Raw genomic sequence first — 21,538 nt, 5'->3', positions numbered from 1 at the left:
AAACTTTAATAAGTAGGGGCTTTATTCCACATCAATCGGGCTTTTACGGGATAAGCATTTTAAACATGTAACTCATCAACGTTTAAAAACTGGAGGGAATTGATCATGAAATTTTTTATTGATACTGCAAATCTTGAGGACATAAAAAAAGCATATAAACTTGGAGTTTTAGCTGGTGTTACAACGAATCCTTCTTTAGTAGCAAAAGAGGGCGTTAAGTTTGAAGACCGTATCGCAGAAATTTGTCAGGCAGTACCTAAAGTTGAGTCTGTTTCGGCAGAAGTAACGCCAGATGCTGTTACAGCTGAAGAAATGATTGCTCAAGCAGAAGAATTAATTAAAATTAACGGTGGCGATAAAAACGTCACGATAAAACTTCCAATGACGCTAGCAGGATTAGAAGCTTGTCGCTATCTTACTGAAAAAGGTGTGAAAACGAACGTTACACTTATTTTCACTGTGAACCAAGCACTTTTAGCTGCTCGAGCAGGTGCAACGTACGTTTCTCCATTTTTAGGACGTTTAGATGATATTTCTGAAGATGGTGTACTATTAGTTGCTAAAATTGCTGAATTATTCGATGTTCATCAATTAGATACACAAATTATTGCGGCTTCTGTCAGACATCCAGATCATGTAACTCGTGTAGCGATGGCAGGTGCTCACATTGCAACAATCCCTTATAAAGTAATCGAGCAACTTGCTATACACCCATTAACAGACCAAGGTATTGAGAAATTTGCTGCGGATTGGGCGAAAGCTCCTAAATTATAATGCATGAAAGTGAAGGTGCTTTCCGAAAATTGCTTTTCATGAGAGGACAAATCCTAAGTAACTTCATCGTTTAAACTGGATCCTGATTTTGTAGTCTTACTACGTGAAAAAAGCAGAGATGAAAGTGTCATTCACTTTTAAAAAAGGAAAAATTGATCGCGCGAAGCGTTTATCACAATAACATTATAATTATGAAAGAGAAATCCCCTTATTAGAGAGATGAGTTATAGTGTATCTCTAATAAGGGAGATTCTTTTTATATAAATCATTATAATGTGAAGATGCTTTTAAACGTATAGCAATATGTAAAGGTATCTTTTACTCAAGTAAGAACTATATAGGTTCTTTTCATTATATAGTAATTATGAAAGGGTTTACATAAAGGGGGATTGAGTATGAATATGTACCTTTTAATTATTACATTATTATCAATTGTAATTGTTATTTTAGGGGTATCGTGGTGGAGATGGCATGCGTTTATTAGTTTAACGGTTGCAAGTTTGTTTTTAGCAATTATGTCTGGAATGCCAATGGATAAAATAGTGAGTGCTTATGAAACGGGAGTTGGAAGTGTTCTCGGGCATTTAGTAGGTATTTTAGTATTAGGTACAATTTTAGGGAAAATGATGGCAGAGTCAGGTGCTGGAATGCAGGTGGCAGAGTTCTTTATAAAATCCTTTGGGATAAAAAACTTACCATGGGCTATGTTAATTGCAGGTTTTATTATTGGAATCCCGGTGTTTTTTGAAGTAGGTATTTTAATATTACTACCGTTAGTAATTTCAATTCATAAAACAACGAAACAAAATATTTTATTGATAGCATTACCAGCAATTGCTGGGCTATCTGTCGTACACGGCCTTGTTCCTCCGCATCCAGGGGCAATTGTAGCAATTGGTATTTATAAAGCGAATCTTGGGAAGGTACTAATGTATTCACTCATTATTACATTTTTTGCAGCGATTATTGCAGGTCCTATATTTGCGAAATGGATTCACAAACGTGTAATTCCTGAAAATGAGCCAGAATTGATTCGTGTAAATACAAAATCAACGAAATTACCAGGAATAGGAGTTTCATTTTTAGTTATATTGTTACCTGTTATGTTAATGGTTTTAGCTGCAGCAGCTCCTTATGTGCCTCTTTCTACTACTTTGATGAAGACTGTCACATTAATCGGTAGTCCTATCATTGCACTATTGATTGCATGTTTTGCAGCGTTTTATTTTCTTGGATTTCGCCAAGGTATCGATAAAAAGGCTATTAAGAAGGTAACAGAAGATAGCTTATTACCAATCGGTTCAATTGTTGCGATTATTGGTGCCGGCGGGGGATTTAAGCAAATTCTTATCGATAGTGGTGTAGGCAATGCTATTGCTCAAATGTCTGAGCATTTAGCTCTATCCCCAATTGTATTAGCATTTATAGTAGCAGGATTAATTCGAATTGCAACAGGGTCAGCGACAGTCGCTTTAACAACAGCAGCGGGTATCGTTTCGCCAATCGTTGAAAATACAACAGGTGTGAACTTAGAGTTACTCGTTATTGCAACAGGTGCAGGAGCATTAATGTTTTCACACGTAAACGATGCTGGTTTTTGGATGGTAAAAGAATACCTAGGTTTAACAGTGAAAGAAACATTTAAAACATGGACAGTATTAGAAACGTTACTTTCATTTATCGCTTTTGGAGGAGTTTTACTACTCGATATGTTTGTTTAAGATAAAGATGTTTCTATTTAGATAATTGTGGCATACAACGTTATCAATAGATAAAAGGAATGTATTTTTATGGTGGGATACTGTAACAATTTTTTGTTAGGAGGAAGAAATGGTGAGCTCAAAATATATGATTGGTGTAGACATTGGGACAACTAGTACAAAATCAGTTCTATTTTCTACTGATGGATCTGTTATTGCTAGTCATGGAATTGAATATCCTTTATATTCTCCTACGCCTGAAACAGCGGAACAAGACCCAGAAGAAATTTTTCGTGCAGTAATAAATACGATTAAAGAAACTGTACGATTAAGTAGTGTACAGCCAAGTGATATTCTTTGTGTCTCTTTTAGTTCGGCAATGCATAGTATCATTGCCGTAGATGAAAAGGGAGAGCCGTTAACGAGATGTATCACTTGGGCAGATAATAGAAGTGCAAGCTGGGCGGAGAAAATAAAGAATGATATGAATGGTCATGAAATTTACCTTCGTACTGGGACACCAATTCATCCGATGTCACCACTTTCGAAATTAGTTTGGTTACAGAATGAGCAGACAGAGTTATTCGCAAAAAGTTATAAATTCATTTCTATTAAAGAATATGTTTTTTACAAGTTATATAAAGAGTATGTAATTGATTATTCTATAGCGTCAGCAACAGGGATGTTTAATTTGAAATCTTTAAAATGGGATGAAGAGGCTTTACATGTTGCGGGAATTACAGATGAAAAGCTTTCTAAACTTGTTCCAACAACGCACAGTTTAACAGGATTAGATGAAGAGCTTGCCAAAGAGATGAATGTACTTGTTTCTACGCCTTTTGTAGTAGGAGCGAGTGATGGAGTACTATCTAATTTAGGTGTAAATGCAATAGATCCTGGCGTTGTGGCTGTTACAATTGGTACAAGCGGTGCGATACGTGCTGTAACAAATCGTCCTGTAACAGATCCAAAAGGTAGAATTTTTTGTTATGCGTTAACTGAAGACCATTGGGTAATCGGTGGACCAGTTAATAATGGCGGTATGATTTTCAGATGGGCTCGTGACCAATTGGGTACTTCAGAGATTGAGCTTGCAAAGCGTTTAGGGAAAGATCCATATGAAGTACTTACTGAAATAGCAGCAAAAGTGAATCCTGGATCTGACGGTTTATTGTTTCACCCGTATTTAGCAGGGGAAAGAGCTCCTTTATGGAATGCAAATGCACGAGGATCTTTCTTTGGACTCGGATTGCATCATAAGAAAGAACATCTTATCCGTGCTGTTTTAGAAGGAGTAATTTATAATTTATATACGGTTCTTCTCGCTTTAAAAGAGTTAATTGGCGAACCGAAAAAAATTCAAGCGACAGGCGGCTTTGCAAGGTCGGAACTTTGGAGACAGATGATGGCGGACATCTTCCATCAAGACGTATATGTTCCGGAAAGTTTCGAAAGCTCTTGCTTAGGAGCTGCAATCCTCGGTTTATATAGTTTAGGTGAAATAGATACATTATCTGTAGTTTCTGAAATGGTAGGTGCAGATTTCCATCATGAGCCAAACATGGAAAGTGTGGAAAAATATAAAGATTTAACGCCAATCTATATCCGTCTGTCCCGTCAATTGGAAGAAGAATATGAAAGTATAGCAGCGTATCAAAAAAAGTGGGTTTAAAAGCTATTTACCAAGAAAATATGGTAACGTATAAAGAGGTACTCCTATTTTTTAGGATATTCTTTCAACATAAAATATTTTAAGAAGCATGATGAACGAAAAATATAGGGAGAGAGGGTTATGAAAATGAAGGATAACAAAGAGTTTATCGGATATGTTGGAACATACACGAAAGAAAATAGTGAAGGAATATATAAGTTTACTTTAGACACGGAAGCAAAAAAAATTAGTAATGTAACACTTGCCGCTAAGTTGGATAACCCTACATATGTAACGATTAATCGAAATAATGAATATCTCTATTCCGTTGTTAAGGAAGGCGAATCTGGCGGTGTAGCTGCGTATTCCATTGATAGTCATACTGGAGAACTAAAAGCGAAAAATAGACAAGTAGTAGAAGGTGCTTCTCCTTGTCATATTAGTGTTGATAGTGGAAATCATACAGTAGTTACAGCGAATTACCATAAAGGAACGATTGAGTCTTTTGAAATAAATGAAGAAAATGGAACTGTAAATCCTGCTTCATCTATTATGGCACATGAAGGTTCAGGTCCGAATAAAGAAAGACAAGAAAAACCACATGCACATTACGCGGGGTACACTCCTGATGAAAAATATGTAGTGGGCGTTGATTTAGGGATAGATAAAATAATTACGTATGAAGTAAAAGATAGTACATTAACAGAAGTGAATCGTTTATCTGTAAATCCAGGAAGTGGTCCAAGACATATTACTTTTCATCCGAATGGAAAGTATGCATATGTGATGACGGAGCTTAGTTCAGAGGTTATTGTGTTAACCTATAATCCTGCAGAAGGATCCTTTACAGAATTACAGTATATTTCTACTGTTCCAGAAGAGTTTGATGAAAATAATCAAGGAAGTGCGATTCATATTTCTTCTGACGGCCGTTTTGTATATGCAGGTAATCGTGGTCATAATAGTATCGCTGTTTATAGAGTAGATCAAAATTCAGGTCAGCTTACATTTGTTGAACACACATCTACAGAAGGAAATTGGCCAAGAGACTTTGTATTAGATCCTACTGAAAAGTTCCTTGTTGCTACAAATGAAAAGTCACATAATCTTGTGTTATTTTCAAGAGATGAATCTACAGGTAAGTTAACACTTTTACAATCTGATGTTGCTGTGCCAGAGCCTGTTTGTGTGAAGTTTTTAAATATATAATTTCAGATGCCTAAACAAAAGCAAAGCGATATCGCTTTGCTTTTTATTGTTTCTTTTTCGGCCTACGTACTAATTCGCCGCCGCAGTTTGGACAAACGTTATGTCTTTCTTCTGTACATGGTGCGCAAAATGTACATTCATATACACAAATGTATGCTTCAGAATTTTGTTCGAGCGATTGATCGCAAATTTGACAGTTTGTTTTCATTTCTAGTGCCATAATAAGTCTCCTTTTTAGTTAGAAAATTTATAATTTAATTATAATTCATTAAATAGAAATAGTCCTTTTCAATTGAAAGGAAATCGAATGATAAAGTTATGAATTGAAACGAAAGATGCTGGTTTATTTTAAAATTGATTATTTATTACAGTTGGAATATTATGAAATAGTCAAAAGACAACAGGGGGTATAGATTTTGACTAATCATAACGATCATTTAAAAGCAAACTGCGAAAAATGCTTCGGTCTATGTTGCGTTGCATTACCGTTTGCAGCATCGGTAGATTTTGCAGTGAATAAAGATGGTGGTAAACCATGTTCCAACTTACAATCAGATTTTAAATGTAGTATACATAAAAATCTTAGAGGAAAAGGTTATAAAGGTTGTACAGTATTTGAATGTTTCGGTGCTGGGCAGAAGATTTCTCAGGGTACGTTTAAAGGGATTGATTGGAGGGAAGATGCAAAGCATGCAAGAAAAATGTACGATGCTTTTCCGGTTATGCATCAACTTCATGAAATGCTTTGGTATTTGAATGAAGCGATTCTTTTAAAGGCAACACAGCCAATTCATAAAGAGCTGGAGACCGCAATTGAGGAGACAGAGCGACTTTCGAATTTAAATCCAGATGAGTTAATGAAAATAAATGTTCCAATGCATAGGGCAGAGGTGAACATTCTTCTTTTAGAAACGAGCGAATTAGTATGGAAGGAAATGAATACTGCGCGTAAGAAACGAATCATTCACCGCGGAGCAGACCTTATGGGAGCGAATCTGAAAAAGAAAAATTTACAAGGTGCAAATTTAAGAGGAGCTTACTTAATTGCGGCTAACTTAAATGGTGCAGATTTAAGAGGAGCAGATCTCATCGGAGCAGATTTGCGAGATGCAGATATTCGCGGGGCTGATTTTACTAATAGTATTTTTCTGACGCAAGTTCAAGTTAATGCTGCTAGAGGGGACAAACATACGAAATTACCGAAATTATTGTCTCGTCCATCGCATTGGAGTGCGTAAAGAGTGAGGAGTATTTAGTGTGGATATATTTCAGTATTTAGAAGAGATGCAAGAGGATGTCTTTTCGTTAGCAGTAGAGCAAATAGAAGCGAAGTATTATGATATTTGTTGCATGTTGGCGTCTACAGAATATGCAGAACGAATTAAAGTAATTGATGTAGAGTCATATAAGGTAAGTATTCGAGTAGGTTTGGATGCAGCTGTAGAAATGGCTACTAATGAAGAAGCAAAAGCGATTTATTTTGAGTATGACCTTGATAACGAGTGGACTAGTCAGTTTTATATTTGTGAGGAGTATGCTCCACTTGAAGAAGAGGATGATGATTGGGCTTCTGAATGGACATATGATGTTGAGGGACCGGAGTCTGTAGAATTAGCGGATATGTATAATGAAAATGGCTTTGACACAAGTGAAAAAGCAATTGGTATCACTTTATATTTAATTGCTAAAACGCTGTGTAGTTTTATAAGTGTACGTAGTGAAGTGCAAAATAATATACCGATTTGTATTGGTTTTCACGACCAAGATCCAATAATGCGAACAGGCAGAGACTAAGAATCTCTGCCTGCTTTTTATTTCTTTTCAAAAGTAGTAATGAAAACGCTACATATAATAAGAATACCACCAATAAAAAAGTTACTATTTAATGTTTCATTTAATAAGAGCCAACCAAGTAACGATCCAACGATAGGTTGGAAGAAGAAAAATAAGGAACCTATGCTTGCATCCAGTAATTCTAATCCTTTATTCCAAAGGAAAAAGGCACCTGCTGTTGAGACGATTCCTAAGTATAATACGCCTAATATTACGTACGTATTTACTGTTCCGATAGAGGCCGCTTGTAGCTCCCATATCATAAAAGGTGTAATAAAAAAGAGTGAAAAGAAAATTGCGTACGTTGTAATAACTAAGGATGAAAATTGGATTGAAGCGATTTTTACATAAATAGATAGTAAAGCCCACGTAATAGCGGCTCCAACTAAAATGATTGTTCCAATAAAATAGGAGCCAATTTCAATATCCCATCCGATTACGATAATGACACCGATTGTCGCTATTATAGTAGATAAAAGTCTACGAGCAGTTAGTTTTTCTTTCAAAATGAGCGCTGCAAATATAACCATAAATGCAGGTGTAGCTGATGTAACTAACGAGCCTGTATGAGCGTCGGATAATTTTGTTCCGATAAATTGGCATGTGATCGAAATGAAATAGCCGATAAATCCAATCCAAGCGAATAGGAGCCAATCTTTTTTGCGAATGGTTACTTTTTTCTTTTGCTTTTTCTCAGCTAGTTTCAAAATGCCATATAAAACAACAAAAGCGATAATAAAGCGTAGCCAAACGAGTGTTAGTGGTGGAATGAAATCGAGTACGTATTTGCTAACAACATACATACCGCCCCATATACTTGCTGCTAGTGATAAGCATATAGCTCCTAAAATGGTTTGTTTCATTTGAAGTACCTCCGTCTATTTTTAGGGTAATATGAGTTCCCTAAGACGAGGCATAGTGTATGTGTTATAAGCCCGTCTTAGTTTATAGACGGCCTACAGGTTGATCGTTTTCGAATGAAGTGTTGTAGTACATGAGTGCATTCCTCCTTCATAATTTTATAATGATATTATAACTTAATTTTCTGATTATTGGAGAGTGTTATGAAATATATCGTTATAAAATCACATGTTAGCAATTATCCTAATCCAATTCGCTTAGAAGAGGGGGATGTAGTGAAAATGATAGAGAGTTACGCTGGTCCTGAAAATTGGGAAAACTGGATGTTTTGTCACGAAGAGAAATATGACCGGAAAGGATGGGTTCCGGAGCAAATTATAAGAAAAGATATGAATGGAACGGGAATTATTATAAAACAATATACTGCGAAAGAATTAAATGTGAGTATTGGAGAAAGATTGATCGGATTAGAAGAATTGAATGGATGGGTTTGGTGCGAAGGAAGAGATGGTGAGAAGGGCTGGGTACCGAAGGAAAACTTACAAAAATATTAATAATAATATTTGACCGATAATTAGGAAACATATTTTTGCTTATGAGTATATTGGTTGTAGGATAAAAAGTAGATTAATAGAGAAAGAGGAGGAGATTATTATAACTACAACCGTTATTTCACATTTTTACAATGAAGAGTATTTATTGCCATGGTGGCTTATGCATCATACGAAACTTTTTGATCATGGTATTTTAATTAATAAAGGTTCAACAGATCGTTCCGTTGAGATTTGTAAAAAATTCGCACCGCATTGGGAGGTGCGAGATTCTGTAAATCCAGAGTTTGATGCATATGCGACAGATCATGAAGTGATGAGGATAGAACAAGAAGTACAAGGATGGAAAATGATTTTAAATACGACTGAGTTTCTTTGCGTGCAAGATAAAAATCAGTTTTGGAAATCGCTACATGAATTGGGGGGGAGGATGTATTGGCTGGACGGGCTTATTATGGTTGATGATCCTAACTGCAACTATCCTGACCTTAACTTTGGAATACCTTTAATGAAACAGCGATTTCATGGTTATTTACCAGAAGATTGGCCGTTATGGAGAAGAGGTAGATTTATTCATAATCATGAGCATGGAAGTTATACGGTTGGAAGACATTTATCTGCGCATGAATCGATGATTTATCCACCTCTTGCTTGTATATTATGGTTTGGGTTTAGTCCGTGGAACGATGTGATGAGAAAGAGAAAGTTACAAATTGGTCCGACTCTTTCTGAAGCTAGTAAGCATGGGGGAATGGGGACGCACCATATTATTACGCCGGAAAGATTAGAAGAATGGTATAAGGAATTAGCGAGAGGAACGAAGGATTTACGTTTTAGTGACGTATATCGTTATGTTTTTGTATAAATGATTCCCACCATAAAATTGTTTCTTCTATTCCTGTATTTAAATCGTATGTTGGTTTCCAGTTTACTTCAGTTTTTAAACGTTCTACACTAACGCCGACGAATAAAGGTTCATCTTTAGAGAAAGGAATCGCGTCTAGTTTAATTAAATGTTCTTTTCCTATCTTTTTAGCGATGATAGAAGCTAGTTCTTTAATTTGTACAGATTGACCTGAAGCGATATTGATGGTGCCTGTAACGCCATGTTCTAATACTGTTACGAGAGCGTCAGCGACGTCACTCACATGGAGGAAATCTCTCGATTGTTTTCCATGTGTACATAGTGCTTCCTCATTTTTTAATAAGGAAGTGATAATGTTAGAAACGAGCCGATTACCTTGTTCGTGAGGTCCATACATATGAAAAATGCGGCCCCAACACATGCTGAGGCCTGTTTGTTGTGCATACGTTTCTAGCCAGGAGTGCAGTGCATTTTTACATAAAGAATACGGGGTTTTATAGGAAAGGAGCGGTGAATCTTCAAATAATACGCCGTTAAACCATTCGTACTCTGCGCCAGTACCTGCAACGACAACACGCTTTCCGCCGCATGTTGTGAAGTGTTGAATCAATGAAATACTAGACTTTAGCCAATAGTAATTATTAATAGATACATAGCATGCTGGTGGCACTGCTTCCCAAGCAAGGTGAATGAGATGGCTAGGCTGAACATCCGAAATGAATTGTTTTACTTCGTCATCGCGAAGCAAGTTTACTTTATGCCAATGGCAAGGGAGGTGAGAGGGGTTATTTTTATTATACGTGGCGTGCACTTCATATCCCTTTTGTATAAGTGAATGTACAACATATTTACCTATCCAGCCACTACCACCTGTTACAACAACTTTCTTCATGGCTCGATCACCTCAACTTCTGGAACCGTCACTAAAAATTTACCGCCCCATTCACGAATGAAAGAGCATTCTTTCATAATTTCGTCTTTCAAATTCCAAGGAAGTATGAAAATGTAATCCGGTTTTGTACGTTTAATTTCTGCTGGAGATTTTACTGGAATACGAGTTCCTGGTAAAAGGAGATTTTGTTTGTGAGGATTTTTATCTACTGTATAAGCTAGAAATTCTTTACCTATCCCGCAATAATTCAAAAGGGTGTTTCCTTTAGCTGGAGCACCGTAACCGATAATTTGTTTGTTTAAAACTTTCGCTTCAATAAAAAACTTTAAAATATTTATTTTCAATTGTTCGATGCGTTTAGAAAAAAGGAGATAGTAATCTAAAGTATCTAACCCGTGGTCGACTTCTTTTTGAATTAATTTTGTAACATTGGAATGGATAGTTGATTGGGCATTTAGATGGTTTACAAAAATCCGTAAGGAACCACCATGCGTTGAAAGTTCTTCTACATCAACAATTTGTAAATGATGATAACTTAAAACTTTTTGAAGGCTTATAAGTGAGAAGTAGGAGAAGTGTTCATGGTAGATGGTATCAAATTGGTTAAAGGATATAAGGTTTAATAAGTGCGGGAATTCAATTGTTATCGTGCCATCACGTTTTAATAGTGTTTTTAAACCAGCGACAAAATCATGCAAGTTCGGAACGTGTGCTAATACGTTATTTGCGACGATTAAATCAGCTTGTGGCAATTTTTTTGCTAAGTCATTACTGAAAAAATTTACATGAGTAGGAATTCCTTTTTTGATAGCAATTTCTGCTACGTTTTTCGCGGGTTCAATTCCCAATGTCTCGATATTTTCTTTTTTAAAGTATTGTAATAAGTACCCATCGTTACTTGCGATTTCAATCACTTTTGAATGTTTCGTTAAGTTGAAACGCTTAATCGCCATTTCTACGTATTGTTTAGCGTGTAGTAGCCAACTTGAGGAGTAAGAGCTGAAGTATAAATAGTTATGAAAAATATTTTGTGGGGATTCAAATTCATCTAGCTGTACGAGTAAACAAGAGTTACAAACAAATGTGTGCAGCGGATAAAAAGGTTCCATTTTATATGAGCTTTCAGGAGCTACAAATGAATTAGCAAGAGGGGAAACGCCCAAATCTAAAAAAGTGTTGGTTAGTAATGAGTGGCAAAAACGGCATTTTTTCTGTTCCATTTTATAGCCCCCTTATAAATTTTTGAATGCATCGATTTGTTGTCGTGTGAAAGATTCTATATTTTCACCAGATGCATATTTTTTGTACCAATCAACAGTCCAAGCGATAGCATCATCTGTTGATAACTTAGGAGTCCAGCCGAGTTTATTTACTGCTTTTGTACTGTCGAGTGTTAAAACAGGTGATTCATAAGGAGTATTTGTAGAGGAGGAAATGATTGTTAGTGGGTTATTCCATAATTTTATTACAGATTCAATGACATCATGAACGGTTCTGTTAGGTTCATTCATTGGGCCGAAATTCCACGCTTCTGCATATTTATCATCATTCCAAAGTTTCTCAGCTAAAAGGATATAGCCATGTAGAGGATCTAAAACATGTTGCCACGGACGGACGGCATATTTGTTTCGAATATACAAAGTATGATTGTGCAAATATGCCCGAATGATATCAGGGAATAATCGATCTTCTGCCCAATCACCACCGCCGATGACGTTACCAGCTCTGACTGAGGCGAGTTTCTGGGTATTAGTGCGGAAGAATGATTTTTGATAGGATGTTGCCACTATTTCAGCGCAAGCTTTACTAGCGCTATAAGGGTCGAAACCTCCTAGTCGGTCATTTTCCACGAACGCTCGGTCGCCACTACTGTCATTCTCATAACATTTATCGCTTGTCACATTAATAATGGCACGTACGCTTTCGACGGACTTTGCTGCTTCTAGCACGTGGACAGTACCTAAAACATTCGTTTTGAATGTATCGATAGGATTTTTGTATGAAGCGGTTACGATTGGCTGAGCTGCTAAATGAAATATTATGTCAGGTTTATGCTGCTTCATGGCATGAAATAAAGAATGGTAATCTGTAATATCGCCTTTCATTGTCGTGCACTCTTTTGCTACGTTACCTTGTTCAAAAATGTTAGGAATGGATGGGGGATGAGAAGAAAAGCCTACTACTTCTGCACCTAAAGAACTTAAGAAAAGGGTGAGCCAGGAGCCTTTAAATCCAGTATGTCCTGTAATAAATACTTTTTTCTTATTCCAAAAAGATGATGAAGCCATATTACCAAACCTTCCACGGAGCGCTATTACTTTCCCATAGCTCGACTAATTTATTTTTATCGCGCAATGTATCCATCGGATGCCAAAAACCAGAATGTTGATATGCGGTCAATTCATTTTTGTTTACTAACTGAACTAAAGTGTCTGTTTCAAAAACAGACTTATCTCCACTAATGTAATTGAAAACTTCAGGATTTAAAACGAAAAATCCACCGTTAACCCATCCGCCATCACCTAATGGTTTTTCTTGAAAAGATGTTACAGACTGTTTATCTAATATGAGAGAACCAAATCTACCAGGAGGTTGTACGGCAGTAACAGTAGCCATTTTTCCATGTTTTTTATGGAATGTAATAAGTTCTTTTATATTTACATTACTTAATCCATCACCATAAGTGAGGCAGAAAGGTTCGTCTCCGACATAATTTTGAATCTTTTTCACTCGGCCACCCGTTTCGGTATTTACACCAGTATCGATTAGTGTAACTTTCCATGGTTCTACACGATGAGAATGGCTAGTAATTGTATTATCGTTTAACTGTATTGTGAAATCAGACATGTGTAAGTTGTAATTTAGAAAGAACTCTTTAATTGCATATCCTTTATAGCCTAAGCAAATAATAAACTCAGTAATTCCGTAATGACTATACAAACTCATAATGTGCCATAGAATGGGTTTTGTTCCAATTTCAATCATAGGTTTCGGTTTTAAATGTGTTTCTTCCCCAATTCTTGTACCGTACCCACCAGCAAGAATAACAGCTTTCATTTTTTCCTCCTAAAATAAAAATTTATTATTTATACAGTATTCATGTTTTATGCAAATGAGATTGTTTTTGATTAAGTGAATGAAAATGTTTGAGGTGATGACGATGCAGAAAGTATTACGGTTTGAATTTTGGGAATAATTCTTGATATTCAGGGTTATGACGGAGGTCTTGTGTTAGGTTACTAAGCTCTAAAAAACGTATGTCCAGTACTTCAGGAGATTGACCGTAATGTGTTTGAAGTCCCATTTGAACACCCCTTTTTGAAAGGGTAGGTGTAATTTGTAATTTTCTTGCCTTTGATTGTTCATTCCAAGGGCTAAAATAAAATTTTAAAATAAATGAAGGATAGTCATAAATTATATATCCGTGCCGCGAATGATGTCTACCAGGTAAATATGCACCGTCTAGATGATTGTGAATAAATCTCCAAGCACATCCGAGATTTGGGTTATAAGGGAAGACACCGTGGTATCGCTGTTCTACTAAGGGGATAGAATATCTAGGCTTTGAATAATTATAATTATGATTATCTATCATTAAAATCATTCTAATCGCATACATGTTTTGGCCTAGTGTATGAAGAGATGAAAAAAATTCTTCAGTATTATTACAACAAAAGAATTCAGTAGTATTTAAAACGATTTTCCAACCTGAAACTTCTCTTTCAATTTCCATCACTTCAATATCAGTATTAGTTGGATCAAACTCAAGAAATCTTGAATTTCGTACTTCCCAGTGGGGTGCTAATAGTTTACAAATCTCTACGGAACGATCTGTAGACCCTCTATTAATTAAAATGCCGTGATCGAATATTTTCGTGTGATGCATAAGCCACCATGGAAGTAGGTATTCTTCATTATAAAAATGAGAAATGATTGTCTTTTTCATATTAATTCCCTCCTATACAAGCAATCATTATTAGTAGGATATGCTTTTAAATAAGAAAGGTTAAAAGTGGCAGATAATGTAGTGATTAGGTAGTAGTTTAGTAATTTTATTGTATAAGTGTAGATTACTCGTATTGAATCATCATAGGAGGAGATTGGAATTTTGTATAAATTGTGAATAATAAACCGTCACGTTTGACTGTACAGTTTATGTATTGTATGATGTAAGTAATATAAACAAGGGGGGAAGATCGTTGGGAAGGTGTATCGAATCGGACAGTTGGCTCTCATGGCTCACGTGTCGAAACGAACGATTGATTATTATACGAATCTAGGTATCTTAAAAGCGGAGCGATCTCAATCTAATTATCGCTATTACGACGAAACAGCATTTGAGACATTACAATTTATTGAGAAGTGCAAAGAAATGCATATGCCGCTTTGTGAGATTAAAGAGAAAATCGAGGAGAAGAAGAAGCTGCTCGGTATCAATGAACACGTTTCGAAACAAGTGAATGAAGTGACAGACCATATTCATCGATTAGAAGTGGAGCTTACTGAGTTAAAACCGCTTTTAGATGAATTGACTGATTCACAACGTGAAAAAATATCGAAATCTTTATCAGGTCAAACGACAGCTTTAATACAGACACTTGCTCTATTATTATAGAATAAGTGAAATCCGACCTCTTTAATTTTTGTATCGGGCTATGTTTTCTAACAAACAAATAAGAAAACATTATAGTATACAGGAGGTGGACACCTTAGTTTTTTAACTAAGGGGATTCATTGGAAATATTTAATTTAGTCATGGTTGCGATTTTAATCGCATTTACTGGATTTTTCGTAGCAGCAGAGTTTGCGATTGTAAAGATACGTTCAAGCCGTATCGATCAGCTTGTTGCGGAAGGAAAACGCGGTGCTTTAGCAGCGAAAAAGGTAACAACAAATTTAGATGAATATTTATCTGCTTGTCAATTAGGTATTACAGTTACAGCTATGGGATTAGGTTGGTTAGGTGAACCGACAATTGAAAAGTTATTACACCCGTTATTTGAGAAATGGAACTTAAATCCTTCTATTTCATCAGTATTAACATTTGGTCTTGCTTTTATGATTATGACGTATTTACACGTTGTAGTAGGAGAATTAGCTCCAAAAACGATGGCAATTCAAAAGGCTGAAAGGGTAACGTTATTATTGGCAGGTCCATTAATGATGTTCTATAAAGTAATGTATCCATTTATTTGGGTATTGAACGGTTCAGCTCGTGTGATAACTGGTTTATTTGGTTTAAAGCCAGCTTCAGAACATGAAGTAGCTCATACAGAAGAAGAATTACGTCTTATCCTTTCAGATAGCTATGAAAGTGGCGAAATTAATCAAGCTGAATACAAGTATGTAAATAACATTTTTGAATTTGATAATCGTATTGCAAAAGAGATTATGGTACCGCGAACAGAAATCGTTGGTTTCTACCTGGAAGATTCAGTAGAAGAACACATGAAAGTAATCCAAAATGAGCGATACACACGTTATCCGATTTTTGGAGAAGATAAAGATGATATTATCGGTATGGTCAACGTAAAAGATTTCTTTATTCGATATATGACCGAGGATCAAAAAGATTTATCATCTATTCGCTCGTATATGCGTCCGATTATTGAAGTGATGGAAACGACTCCAATTCACGATTTATTACTTCAAATGCAGAAGAAGCGAATTCCGATGGCTGTTTTATATGATGAGTACGGAGGAACAGCTGGAATTGTAACGCTTGAAGATATCTTGGAGGAAATCGTCGGCGAAATTCGTGACGAATATGATGAAGATGAAGCACCACCAATTCAACATGTGAACGAGCAACATATTATTGTTGATGGAAAAGTGCTTATCTCAGAAGTGAAAGATTTATTTGGATTACACATCGAAGAAGATGATGTGGATACAATCGGTGGATGGATTATGATGCAAAATCATGAAATCGAAGAAGGACAACACGTTGAGGCGGAAGGTTATGAATTTAAAGTGTTAGAAAAAGACGCTTACCAAATTAAACGTGTTGAAATTCGTAAGATGGAACAAGAACAAGAAGAAGAGAAAGCAGCAACTGTGTAAGTTGCTGCTTTTCTTCTAAAGTACAAAAAATGAGAACTTAGGAGCGGATATTTTGATTCAAGAAGCCTTACGTGTATATCGATTACAATTGTATGTGATCTTTAGTGGTTTACTACTTATGTGGACGATTACTCCGTTTGGAAAACAAGTGACAGGGTTCGGTATTGGATTAGCAGTAAGTGCTTATTGTCTTTGGTTATTAGCTCGCAGAGTGGAGAAACTCGGGAAAAGTATCGTAATGAAGGAAAAGGCTCCTGGATTAGGAGTTTTAAACCGATTTGCAGCTGCTATTTTAGGAGCTATCATCATGTATGAAATTGAGCATGAAATGGAAATGTGGGCATTCGGTACAGGTATTTTAGGTGGTCACTTTTTAATGATTGCAAATTTAGCGTACGCAAATATGCAGTTAGTGAAAGAAGAAGAGAAGCAAAGAGAACATGCTTCGAAAAATATAGAGCTATGATGAAAAGGACCTAATCAGGTTCCTTTTTTAGTTTAGCGATATGATACAAGTAATCAAATTAATGACAAATATAATACGCTTCTTTTTTGTGTTTTTCAATAGTATGAAAAATAATAAAAAAATTTTAAAAAACCCATCGATTTCTAAAGGTTATGTATGTTATTATGACAAAAGACTTTTTGAAAGAGGTGGATACCAATGTTACAAGCGCTACTTATTTTTGTGCTTCAAATTATTTACGTTCCAATATTAACAATCCGTACGATTTTGCTTGTAAAGAATCAAACAAGATCCGCTGCTGGTGTTGGATTGTTAGAAGGAGCTATTTACATTGTCAGTTTAGGTATTGTGTTTCAAGATTTATCAAATTGGATGAACATCGTTGCCTATGTCATTGGCTTTAGTGCGGGACTGTTATTAGGCGGTTATATAGAGAATAAATTAGCAATTGGTTATATTACGTATCAAGTTAGTTTACTAGACCGTTGTAATGAATTAGTAGATGAGTTACGTCACTCTGGATTTGGCGTTACAGTATTTGAAGGCGAAGGTATTAATTCTATACGTTATCGCTTAGATATCGTCGCAAAGCGTTCTAGAGAGAAAGAGCTTTTAGAAATCATTAATGAAATTGCACCGAAAGCGTTTATGTCTTCGTATGAAATTCGCTCGTTTAAGGGTGGATATTTAACGAAGGCGATGAAGAAAAGAGCGTTAATGAAGAAGAAAGATGAACATGCATCGTAAAAAAGAGGAATAGTGATGCATTAAAAGCGCAGTATAAGTCTAAATGTAAAAGGGAGGAATCTATTTTGATGTAGATTCCTCTCTTTTTTTATGAAAAATATTCATCTGTTAATTCAAAAAAACTAAATCGTATAATTATGTTTTTTACTCATTCTCAAATTAATGATTAGCCATATAATTTGAAAAAATACCGGTATGATAAACGTGATTAATAAAACGATAAGTGATATTGATTTAATTTCAGGTGTTTGAATAACACCAGCACCATCAACATCTCGTAGCCAAATAATAGCGGCCCATATTCCAAAAACGATAATCCAAAATATGTTACCAATCCACCAAGAAATCCATCGTTTTTTCATGTTAGCACCCCCTACATTTATCTACTGTTAAAAGTATATTTTCTTTTGTTACATTTATAATGAAACAACTTTAAAATCAGTTTTTAACTGTATATCTAACTTGTTTGAAGGTTACTATTTCTCCATCATCATCATCGTCTTTCGTTTGTAAAAGTTGAACTTTTGGTTTGTAGTCCGTCCTATGAGCGTGTTCGATATCTTTAATGTTAAGTTTGTAGGATTCACCATTTTTTAGTTTTTGTTCCAACACTTTTTTATTAGCAACATAAATAAAAGTTACTTTATTTTCATCAATGCCTTTAGTTTTAATTTCTAATTCATTGTCTTTTGCTGTAATCGTTGGTGTTAATAATTCCATACTGCCTTTCCCGCTTTCTAAAGAATTCTCTGCTATAGTTGAACATCCTGATAATATGATTCCAGTGAATAGAAGAACAGCTAATTTCTGTTTCATAACATCCCTCAATTCCATGTGATTTTTGATTTTTGTATTGCTAGATTACTAGTGCGGAGCGTAAATGTTTAGTTAGTACCCTCTTAATTGTACCATAATATGTAAAATGAAACAGGAGGTATATCCAATTTAAGGGAGAATGAAAAATTTACTGATTTTTGTAAATTCGTATGTTTTAGCTTCTATTTCAATCGAAATGTAGGCGAGAGAAAGAAATTTTTTTATAGAAATTATAATTTTTACATTTTACAATAATGATAGGGAATAGATGAATTCATTTACTTCGGAGGTAGTTATTTGAACATTAATGAGAAGGCAATTGAAATGTTTGAACAAAATAAATATGAGGAAGCAATGGAACTGTTTCAACAAGCAGTACATGAATCTAGAGACGTACAATCTCTCAATAATCTGGCTTGGATGTACTTTTATGAGGAAGAGAATGATGATAAAGCTCTTGAATTAATAAGAGAAGTTGTTAAGTTTAATCCTTCTTCATACTTTCCTTATAACATCTTAGGGGACATTTACATGAAACAAGAAAAATGGACAGAAGCGAAAGAAGCATTACAAAAGTCTATTTCGATTCAACCATCAGATGAAGCATATCATAATGTAGCTGTAGCGCATTATAACCTTGGAGAGCTGGAAAAAGCTTCATACTTTTTCTTGCGAGTTGCAGGGGATTCGGACTATATCATGTATAGCTATGTAAAATGTTTAATTGATTTAGAACGAACGACAGAAGCAAAAGAGAAGTTAGATACTTTTAACAGGGAATCTGATAATTTTTTAGGGGAAATTAATGTAGCAGATTTATATGTTGAGTTGAATTGCTATAAAGAAGCAATTGAATGGTTCGAAAAGGGATATAAAGAATGCTGGAAAAGTCCTAATTGGATTGGTAGATTTGTGTATGCTCTATATAAAACGAATAATTTCTCCCGTATAAATGAAGTTATACGGGAATGTATCGAAGCGAAAACAGCAGAAATAGAAGATGTTCAGAATGAAGAAGTAGAAGAAAACTGGACAGAAAATGATAAGAAAGAGTTAATTGAGGAATATACAGAAGAGAATAATTGTTATAAAACAATGGTAGAACGTATCAAATCTGGATACGTTCCAGGATTAGAGTTTGAAACTGATTATATAGGGGCTTGCTATTTATTTGGTTGTAAAAGACATAATCACCTTGAATATGAAAAATAAAAAGATTCGACTGTCAAAGATGATGGTCGAATCTTTTTCGTTATAGGTCGCTTGTATTACATAGGTGTATATCCTCTTTAGAGGCCACTTTTTTTATATTCAAAATATGTAGTGAAATAAAACCAATAAGTCCTATTCCGCCAAAAATAAGCCATGGTGTATACATTCCGCTTAAGTTGGATGTAAAAGATGTACCGGTATAATTACCAATGATAAAACCAAATGCGAGTGATAGTTGATAAAATCCGAAGAAAGTGGCTGTATATGATTCATTACTGTAATTTGCAATAGTGATATCAGCGTTAGGTAATACGAGTGTTTCACCGATTGTAAATAAAATTACACAAATAAAGAGCCAATATGGGTGTTGAAATAAAGGAATGAGTAAAAAGGAAATACTCATTAATAAAACACCGTATTTAATAATTGAAAGTGTGTTGTATTTGTGGAATAATTTTCGGAATAATACCATAAATATGACGCCTGTTATCGCATTTATCGTAATAACGAGTGTAGCAAGTTGATTGCTACTACTAATGTTTTTCATATGAAGTGGAAGTGCGACAGTAAGTTGAGTAAACATAATATAGAAGAAAATCATGATAAAGGAAAACAGAAGGAAAGACTTGTTTTGTAAGATGGCCTGTATTCCTAATGTAATAGACGTGTTTTCAGTAGTGACTTGGAAGTGATTTTTAAGTAAGTAAAAGATAAAAGCGAATAACAGCATAAGTGATCCTGTTAGAGAGAAGGCATAGATTGGATCAAGTAAGAGTAAGAACCCTCCTGCAATTGGTCCGATTATTGCACCACAATTAAAGCTAAGGTTTAAATATGTAAATAAATTTTTTCTCAAATGAGCTGGTTGTGAACCGAATATGGCGCGCGCAGCAGGTTCGTAAAATGCAGTTCCGAAGCCAATAAGTGCAGAAGAAATAGAAATTGTATAGAAATCAGAGCATATTCCTAAAGCGATAAATCCGATTCCTCTCAAAAATAAACCGGCTATCATCATAATGATATAGCCTATTTTGTCAGCAATTAACCCTGAGAATAATGGGATAACTCGTGATGTAATTGTCATAACCGTCAACACTGTTCCTACTTGGACAGCAGAAAAATGAAGAAAGGTTAATAGATAAATAGCTAAAAATGCGTATACTGCAAAATACCCAAAAGACATAAAAAATGAAGAAATAAGCATGAAACGTATCGGTGTTGAGAAACTTTTCATAGAAATCCTCCTAATTATGTAACCAGTAAAATCATTTGATGGTTAACTATTTTATACTATAATTATACATAAAGTCAGAAAAAAGTAAATTTTAAGAAGAAGGTGGATCGAATTGAATCAAAACGCTCCAAATGAACTAGAATATATTCGGGAATTTTTAAATACATGGAGAATACCAAACGATACGAGAGAGCCAATTGATTTGCTGCAAACAGAAGAAGACATAAAGCTTTTTATGAAAGAATATTTTGATGAAGATTTTCCATTTCATACGATAGAGGAATTAAGAGGTTTTCGAGAAGATATTCGGATGACAATTGAAGGCGAAGGATCATTGCAAAAATGGTTAGAGAAATACCCATTTCATGTACATATAAAGGATGATATGAAAGGTATTACATATGAACCGGTATATGAAGAGAATGTGTATACAAAAGTGTTAAGCATTGTGTTAATGTCAATTCAAGAAAATGTATGGGGAAGGTTAAAAGCATGTCCAGATTGTCGCTGGGTATTTTATGATCATTCGCGAAATGGAAGTAAAAGATGGTGCGGTATGTATGCTGGAGAAGAAGGAGGAAGAGCATGCGGTACGATTGCGAAAGTGAAAAACTACCGGGCGAAGAGAAAAGGGCGATCTGGTTATGATATGTAATTAATATTA

24 protein-coding genes are annotated in these 21,538 nt (G+C 35.2%); 14 read left to right on the top strand and 10 right to left on the bottom strand.

Annotated features, from left to right (window positions below):
• Positions 1-105 precede the first annotated feature (105 nt).
• The 4 genes from fsa (at position 106) to GD442_RS15885 (ending at position 5,334) form a co-directional block, all read left to right on the top strand.
• On the top strand, positions 106-774 hold the full coding sequence (fsa, locus tag GD442_RS15900; protein WP_000667691.1) for a fructose-6-phosphate aldolase: 669 nt from the start codon (positions 106-108) through the stop codon (positions 772-774).
• Positions 775-1,169: 395 nt separating this feature from the next.
• On the top strand, positions 1,170-2,495 hold the full coding sequence (gene gntP / locus GD442_RS15895) for a gluconate permease GntP (protein ID WP_001057602.1): 1,326 nt from the start codon (positions 1,170-1,172) through the stop codon (positions 2,493-2,495).
• A gap of 109 nt (positions 2,496-2,604) precedes the next feature.
• Positions 2,605-4,146 carry a gluconokinase gene (gene gntK, locus GD442_RS15890; RefSeq protein WP_000254951.1) on the top strand — a complete coding sequence of 514 codons (1,542 nt, stop codon included), beginning with the start codon at positions 2,605-2,607 and terminating at the stop codon, positions 4,144-4,146.
• Positions 4,147-4,266: 120 nt separating this feature from the next.
• Positions 4,267-5,334, top strand: a complete 1,068-nt coding sequence (locus GD442_RS15885; RefSeq protein WP_000782231.1) for a lactonase family protein — start codon at positions 4,267-4,269, stop codon at positions 5,332-5,334.
• A gap of 43 nt (positions 5,335-5,377) precedes the next feature.
• Here GD442_RS15885 and GD442_RS15880 read toward each other — a convergent pair whose 3' ends face one another.
• Positions 5,378-5,554 (bottom strand): DUF1272 domain-containing protein, encoded by a 177-nt coding sequence (locus GD442_RS15880; RefSeq protein ID WP_001162793.1) that lies wholly within the window; start codon positions 5,552-5,554, stop codon positions 5,378-5,380.
• A 196-nt stretch (positions 5,555-5,750) separates the two neighbouring features.
• Here GD442_RS15880 and GD442_RS15875 point away from each other — a divergent pair, with 196 nt between their 5' ends.
• Positions 5,751-6,572: a pentapeptide repeat-containing protein gene (locus GD442_RS15875; RefSeq protein WP_000181423.1), complete on the top strand. Its 822-nt coding sequence runs from the start codon at positions 5,751-5,753 to the stop codon at positions 6,570-6,572.
• A gap of 19 nt (positions 6,573-6,591) precedes the next feature.
• A complete protein-coding gene (locus GD442_RS15870) occupies positions 6,592-7,128 on the top strand; it encodes a hypothetical protein (RefSeq protein WP_000350943.1) in 537 nt (178 codons plus the stop codon).
• Positions 7,129-7,145: 17 nt separating this feature from the next.
• Here the strand turns inward: GD442_RS15870 and GD442_RS15865 are convergent, their stop codons facing one another.
• Positions 7,146-8,030 (bottom strand): DMT family transporter, encoded by an 885-nt coding sequence (locus GD442_RS15865; RefSeq protein WP_000814732.1) that lies wholly within the window; start codon positions 8,028-8,030, stop codon positions 7,146-7,148.
• Positions 8,031-8,231: 201 nt separating this feature from the next.
• Between GD442_RS15865 and GD442_RS15860 the strand changes: the two genes are divergently transcribed.
• The gene (locus GD442_RS15860; RefSeq protein WP_000875284.1) at positions 8,232-8,582 is read left to right on the top strand and encodes an SH3 domain-containing protein; all 351 of its coding nucleotides are present in this window, start codon (positions 8,232-8,234) and stop codon (positions 8,580-8,582) included.
• Between the two features lie 61 nt (positions 8,583-8,643).
• Positions 8,644-9,444 carry a glycosyltransferase family 2 protein gene (locus GD442_RS15855; RefSeq protein ID WP_079998819.1) on the top strand — a complete coding sequence of 267 codons (801 nt, stop codon included), beginning with the start codon at positions 8,644-8,646 and terminating at the stop codon, positions 9,442-9,444.
• On the opposite strand, the gene GD442_RS15850 is transcribed toward GD442_RS15855, so the two are convergent.
• The 5 genes from GD442_RS15850 to GD442_RS15830 all read right to left on the bottom strand — a co-directional run bounded on the left by GD442_RS15850 (position 9,413) and on the right by GD442_RS15830 (position 14,282).
• Entirely contained in the window at positions 9,413-10,336 is a 924-nt protein-coding gene (locus tag GD442_RS15850; protein ID WP_000758376.1) for an NAD-dependent epimerase/dehydratase family protein, read from the bottom strand. The genes GD442_RS15855 and GD442_RS15850 overlap by 32 nt on opposite strands.
• Positions 10,333-11,556 (bottom strand): class I SAM-dependent methyltransferase, encoded by a 1,224-nt coding sequence (locus GD442_RS15845; RefSeq protein ID WP_000435779.1) that lies wholly within the window; start codon positions 11,554-11,556, stop codon positions 10,333-10,335. The genes GD442_RS15850 and GD442_RS15845 overlap by 4 nt, the downstream gene beginning before the upstream one ends.
• Positions 11,557-11,568: 12 nt before the next feature.
• Positions 11,569-12,624, bottom strand: a complete 1,056-nt coding sequence (rfbG, locus tag GD442_RS15840) for a CDP-glucose 4,6-dehydratase (RefSeq protein WP_000168662.1) — start codon at positions 12,622-12,624, stop codon at positions 11,569-11,571.
• 1 nt (position 12,625) lies between these two features.
• A complete protein-coding gene (rfbF, locus tag GD442_RS15835; RefSeq protein ID WP_000648808.1) occupies positions 12,626-13,393 on the bottom strand; it encodes a glucose-1-phosphate cytidylyltransferase in 768 nt (255 codons plus the stop codon).
• A 115-nt stretch (positions 13,394-13,508) separates the two neighbouring features.
• Positions 13,509-14,282, bottom strand: a complete 774-nt coding sequence (locus GD442_RS15830) for a glycosyltransferase family 2 protein (RefSeq protein WP_000750973.1) — start codon at positions 14,280-14,282, stop codon at positions 13,509-13,511.
• 261 nt (positions 14,283-14,543) lie between these two features.
• Here GD442_RS15830 and GD442_RS15825 point away from each other — a divergent pair, with 261 nt between their 5' ends.
• The 4 genes from GD442_RS15825 to GD442_RS15810 all read left to right on the top strand — a co-directional run bounded on the left by GD442_RS15825 (position 14,544) and on the right by GD442_RS15810 (position 17,612).
• Positions 14,544-14,951 carry a MerR family transcriptional regulator gene (locus tag GD442_RS15825; RefSeq protein WP_000285639.1) on the top strand — a complete coding sequence of 136 codons (408 nt, stop codon included), beginning with the start codon at positions 14,544-14,546 and terminating at the stop codon, positions 14,949-14,951.
• 119 nt (positions 14,952-15,070) lie between these two features.
• A complete protein-coding gene (locus GD442_RS15820) occupies positions 15,071-16,399 on the top strand; it encodes a hemolysin family protein (RefSeq protein ID WP_000402258.1) in 1,329 nt (442 codons plus the stop codon).
• 52 nt (positions 16,400-16,451) lie between these two features.
• Positions 16,452-16,865, top strand: a complete 414-nt coding sequence (locus GD442_RS15815) for an ATP synthase subunit I (RefSeq protein WP_000613876.1) — start codon at positions 16,452-16,454, stop codon at positions 16,863-16,865.
• 198 nt (positions 16,866-17,063) lie between these two features.
• Positions 17,064-17,612 carry a DUF2179 domain-containing protein gene (locus GD442_RS15810; RefSeq protein ID WP_000938438.1) on the top strand — a complete coding sequence of 183 codons (549 nt, stop codon included), beginning with the start codon at positions 17,064-17,066 and terminating at the stop codon, positions 17,610-17,612.
• Between the two features lie 122 nt (positions 17,613-17,734).
• Here GD442_RS15810 and GD442_RS15805 read toward each other — a convergent pair whose 3' ends face one another.
• Both GD442_RS15805 and GD442_RS15800 read right to left on the bottom strand, forming a co-directional pair.
• Positions 17,735-17,974, bottom strand: a complete 240-nt coding sequence (locus GD442_RS15805; RefSeq protein WP_000747681.1) for a DUF3923 family protein — start codon at positions 17,972-17,974, stop codon at positions 17,735-17,737.
• A 76-nt stretch (positions 17,975-18,050) separates the two neighbouring features.
• Positions 18,051-18,446: a hypothetical protein gene (locus GD442_RS15800; RefSeq protein WP_002041528.1), complete on the bottom strand. Its 396-nt coding sequence runs from the start codon at positions 18,444-18,446 to the stop codon at positions 18,051-18,053.
• A 279-nt stretch (positions 18,447-18,725) separates the two neighbouring features.
• Here GD442_RS15800 and GD442_RS15795 point away from each other — a divergent pair, with 279 nt between their 5' ends.
• Positions 18,726-19,640 carry a tetratricopeptide repeat protein gene (locus GD442_RS15795; RefSeq protein ID WP_086407709.1) on the top strand — a complete coding sequence of 305 codons (915 nt, stop codon included), beginning with the start codon at positions 18,726-18,728 and terminating at the stop codon, positions 19,638-19,640.
• A 40-nt stretch (positions 19,641-19,680) separates the two neighbouring features.
• Here the strand turns inward: GD442_RS15795 and GD442_RS15790 are convergent, their stop codons facing one another.
• Positions 19,681-20,874, bottom strand: coding sequence for an MDR family MFS transporter (locus GD442_RS15790; RefSeq protein WP_000834867.1), 1,194 nt, complete (start codon positions 20,872-20,874; stop codon positions 19,681-19,683).
• A gap of 112 nt (positions 20,875-20,986) precedes the next feature.
• On the opposite strand from GD442_RS15790, the gene GD442_RS15785 reads away from it, so the two are divergent.
• Positions 20,987-21,529 (top strand): CGNR zinc finger domain-containing protein, encoded by a 543-nt coding sequence (locus GD442_RS15785; RefSeq protein WP_140348551.1) that lies wholly within the window; start codon positions 20,987-20,989, stop codon positions 21,527-21,529.
• Positions 21,530-21,538 lie beyond the last annotated feature (9 nt).

Origin of the sequence: Bacillus sp. A260, from assembly GCF_009861435.1 — a bacterium.
Lineage (GTDB): Bacteria > Bacillota > Bacilli > Bacillales > Bacillaceae_G > Bacillus_A > Bacillus_A cereus.
Note: the sequence above shows the minus strand (reverse complement) of the source record. Positions and strands in the feature narration are given on the sequence as shown.

Coding starts and splice junctions, on each gene's coding strand:
- fsa (WP_000667691.1), top strand. CDS start 106: ATGAAATTTTTTATTGATACTGCAAATCTTGAGGACATAAAAAAAGCA.
- gntP (WP_001057602.1), top strand. CDS start 1,170: ATGAATATGTACCTTTTAATTATTACATTATTATCAATTGTAATTGTT.
- gntK (WP_000254951.1), top strand. CDS start 2,605: ATGGTGAGCTCAAAATATATGATTGGTGTAGACATTGGGACAACTAGT.
- GD442_RS15885 (WP_000782231.1), top strand. CDS start 4,267: ATGAAAATGAAGGATAACAAAGAGTTTATCGGATATGTTGGAACATAC.
- GD442_RS15880 (WP_001162793.1), bottom strand. CDS start 5,554: ATGGCACTAGAAATGAAAACAAACTGTCAAATTTGCGATCAATCGCTC.
- GD442_RS15865 (WP_000814732.1), bottom strand. CDS start 8,030: ATGAAACAAACCATTTTAGGAGCTATATGCTTATCACTAGCAGCAAGT.
- GD442_RS15860 (WP_000875284.1), top strand. CDS start 8,232: ATGAAATATATCGTTATAAAATCACATGTTAGCAATTATCCTAATCCA.
- GD442_RS15850 (WP_000758376.1), bottom strand. CDS start 10,336: ATGAAGAAAGTTGTTGTAACAGGTGGTAGTGGCTGGATAGGTAAATAT.
- GD442_RS15845 (WP_000435779.1), bottom strand. CDS start 11,556: ATGGAACAGAAAAAATGCCGTTTTTGCCACTCATTACTAACCAACACT.
- rfbG (WP_000168662.1), bottom strand. CDS start 12,624: ATGGCTTCATCATCTTTTTGGAATAAGAAAAAAGTATTTATTACAGGA.
- rfbF (WP_000648808.1), bottom strand. CDS start 13,393: ATGAAAGCTGTTATTCTTGCTGGTGGGTACGGTACAAGAATTGGGGAA.
- GD442_RS15830 (WP_000750973.1), bottom strand. CDS start 14,282: ATGAAAAAGACAATCATTTCTCATTTTTATAATGAAGAATACCTACTT.
- GD442_RS15810 (WP_000938438.1), top strand. CDS start 17,064: ATGTTACAAGCGCTACTTATTTTTGTGCTTCAAATTATTTACGTTCCA.
- GD442_RS15805 (WP_000747681.1), bottom strand. CDS start 17,974: ATGAAAAAACGATGGATTTCTTGGTGGATTGGTAACATATTTTGGATT.
- GD442_RS15800 (WP_002041528.1), bottom strand. CDS start 18,446: ATGGAATTGAGGGATGTTATGAAACAGAAATTAGCTGTTCTTCTATTC.
- GD442_RS15790 (WP_000834867.1), bottom strand. CDS start 20,874: ATGAAAAGTTTCTCAACACCGATACGTTTCATGCTTATTTCTTCATTT.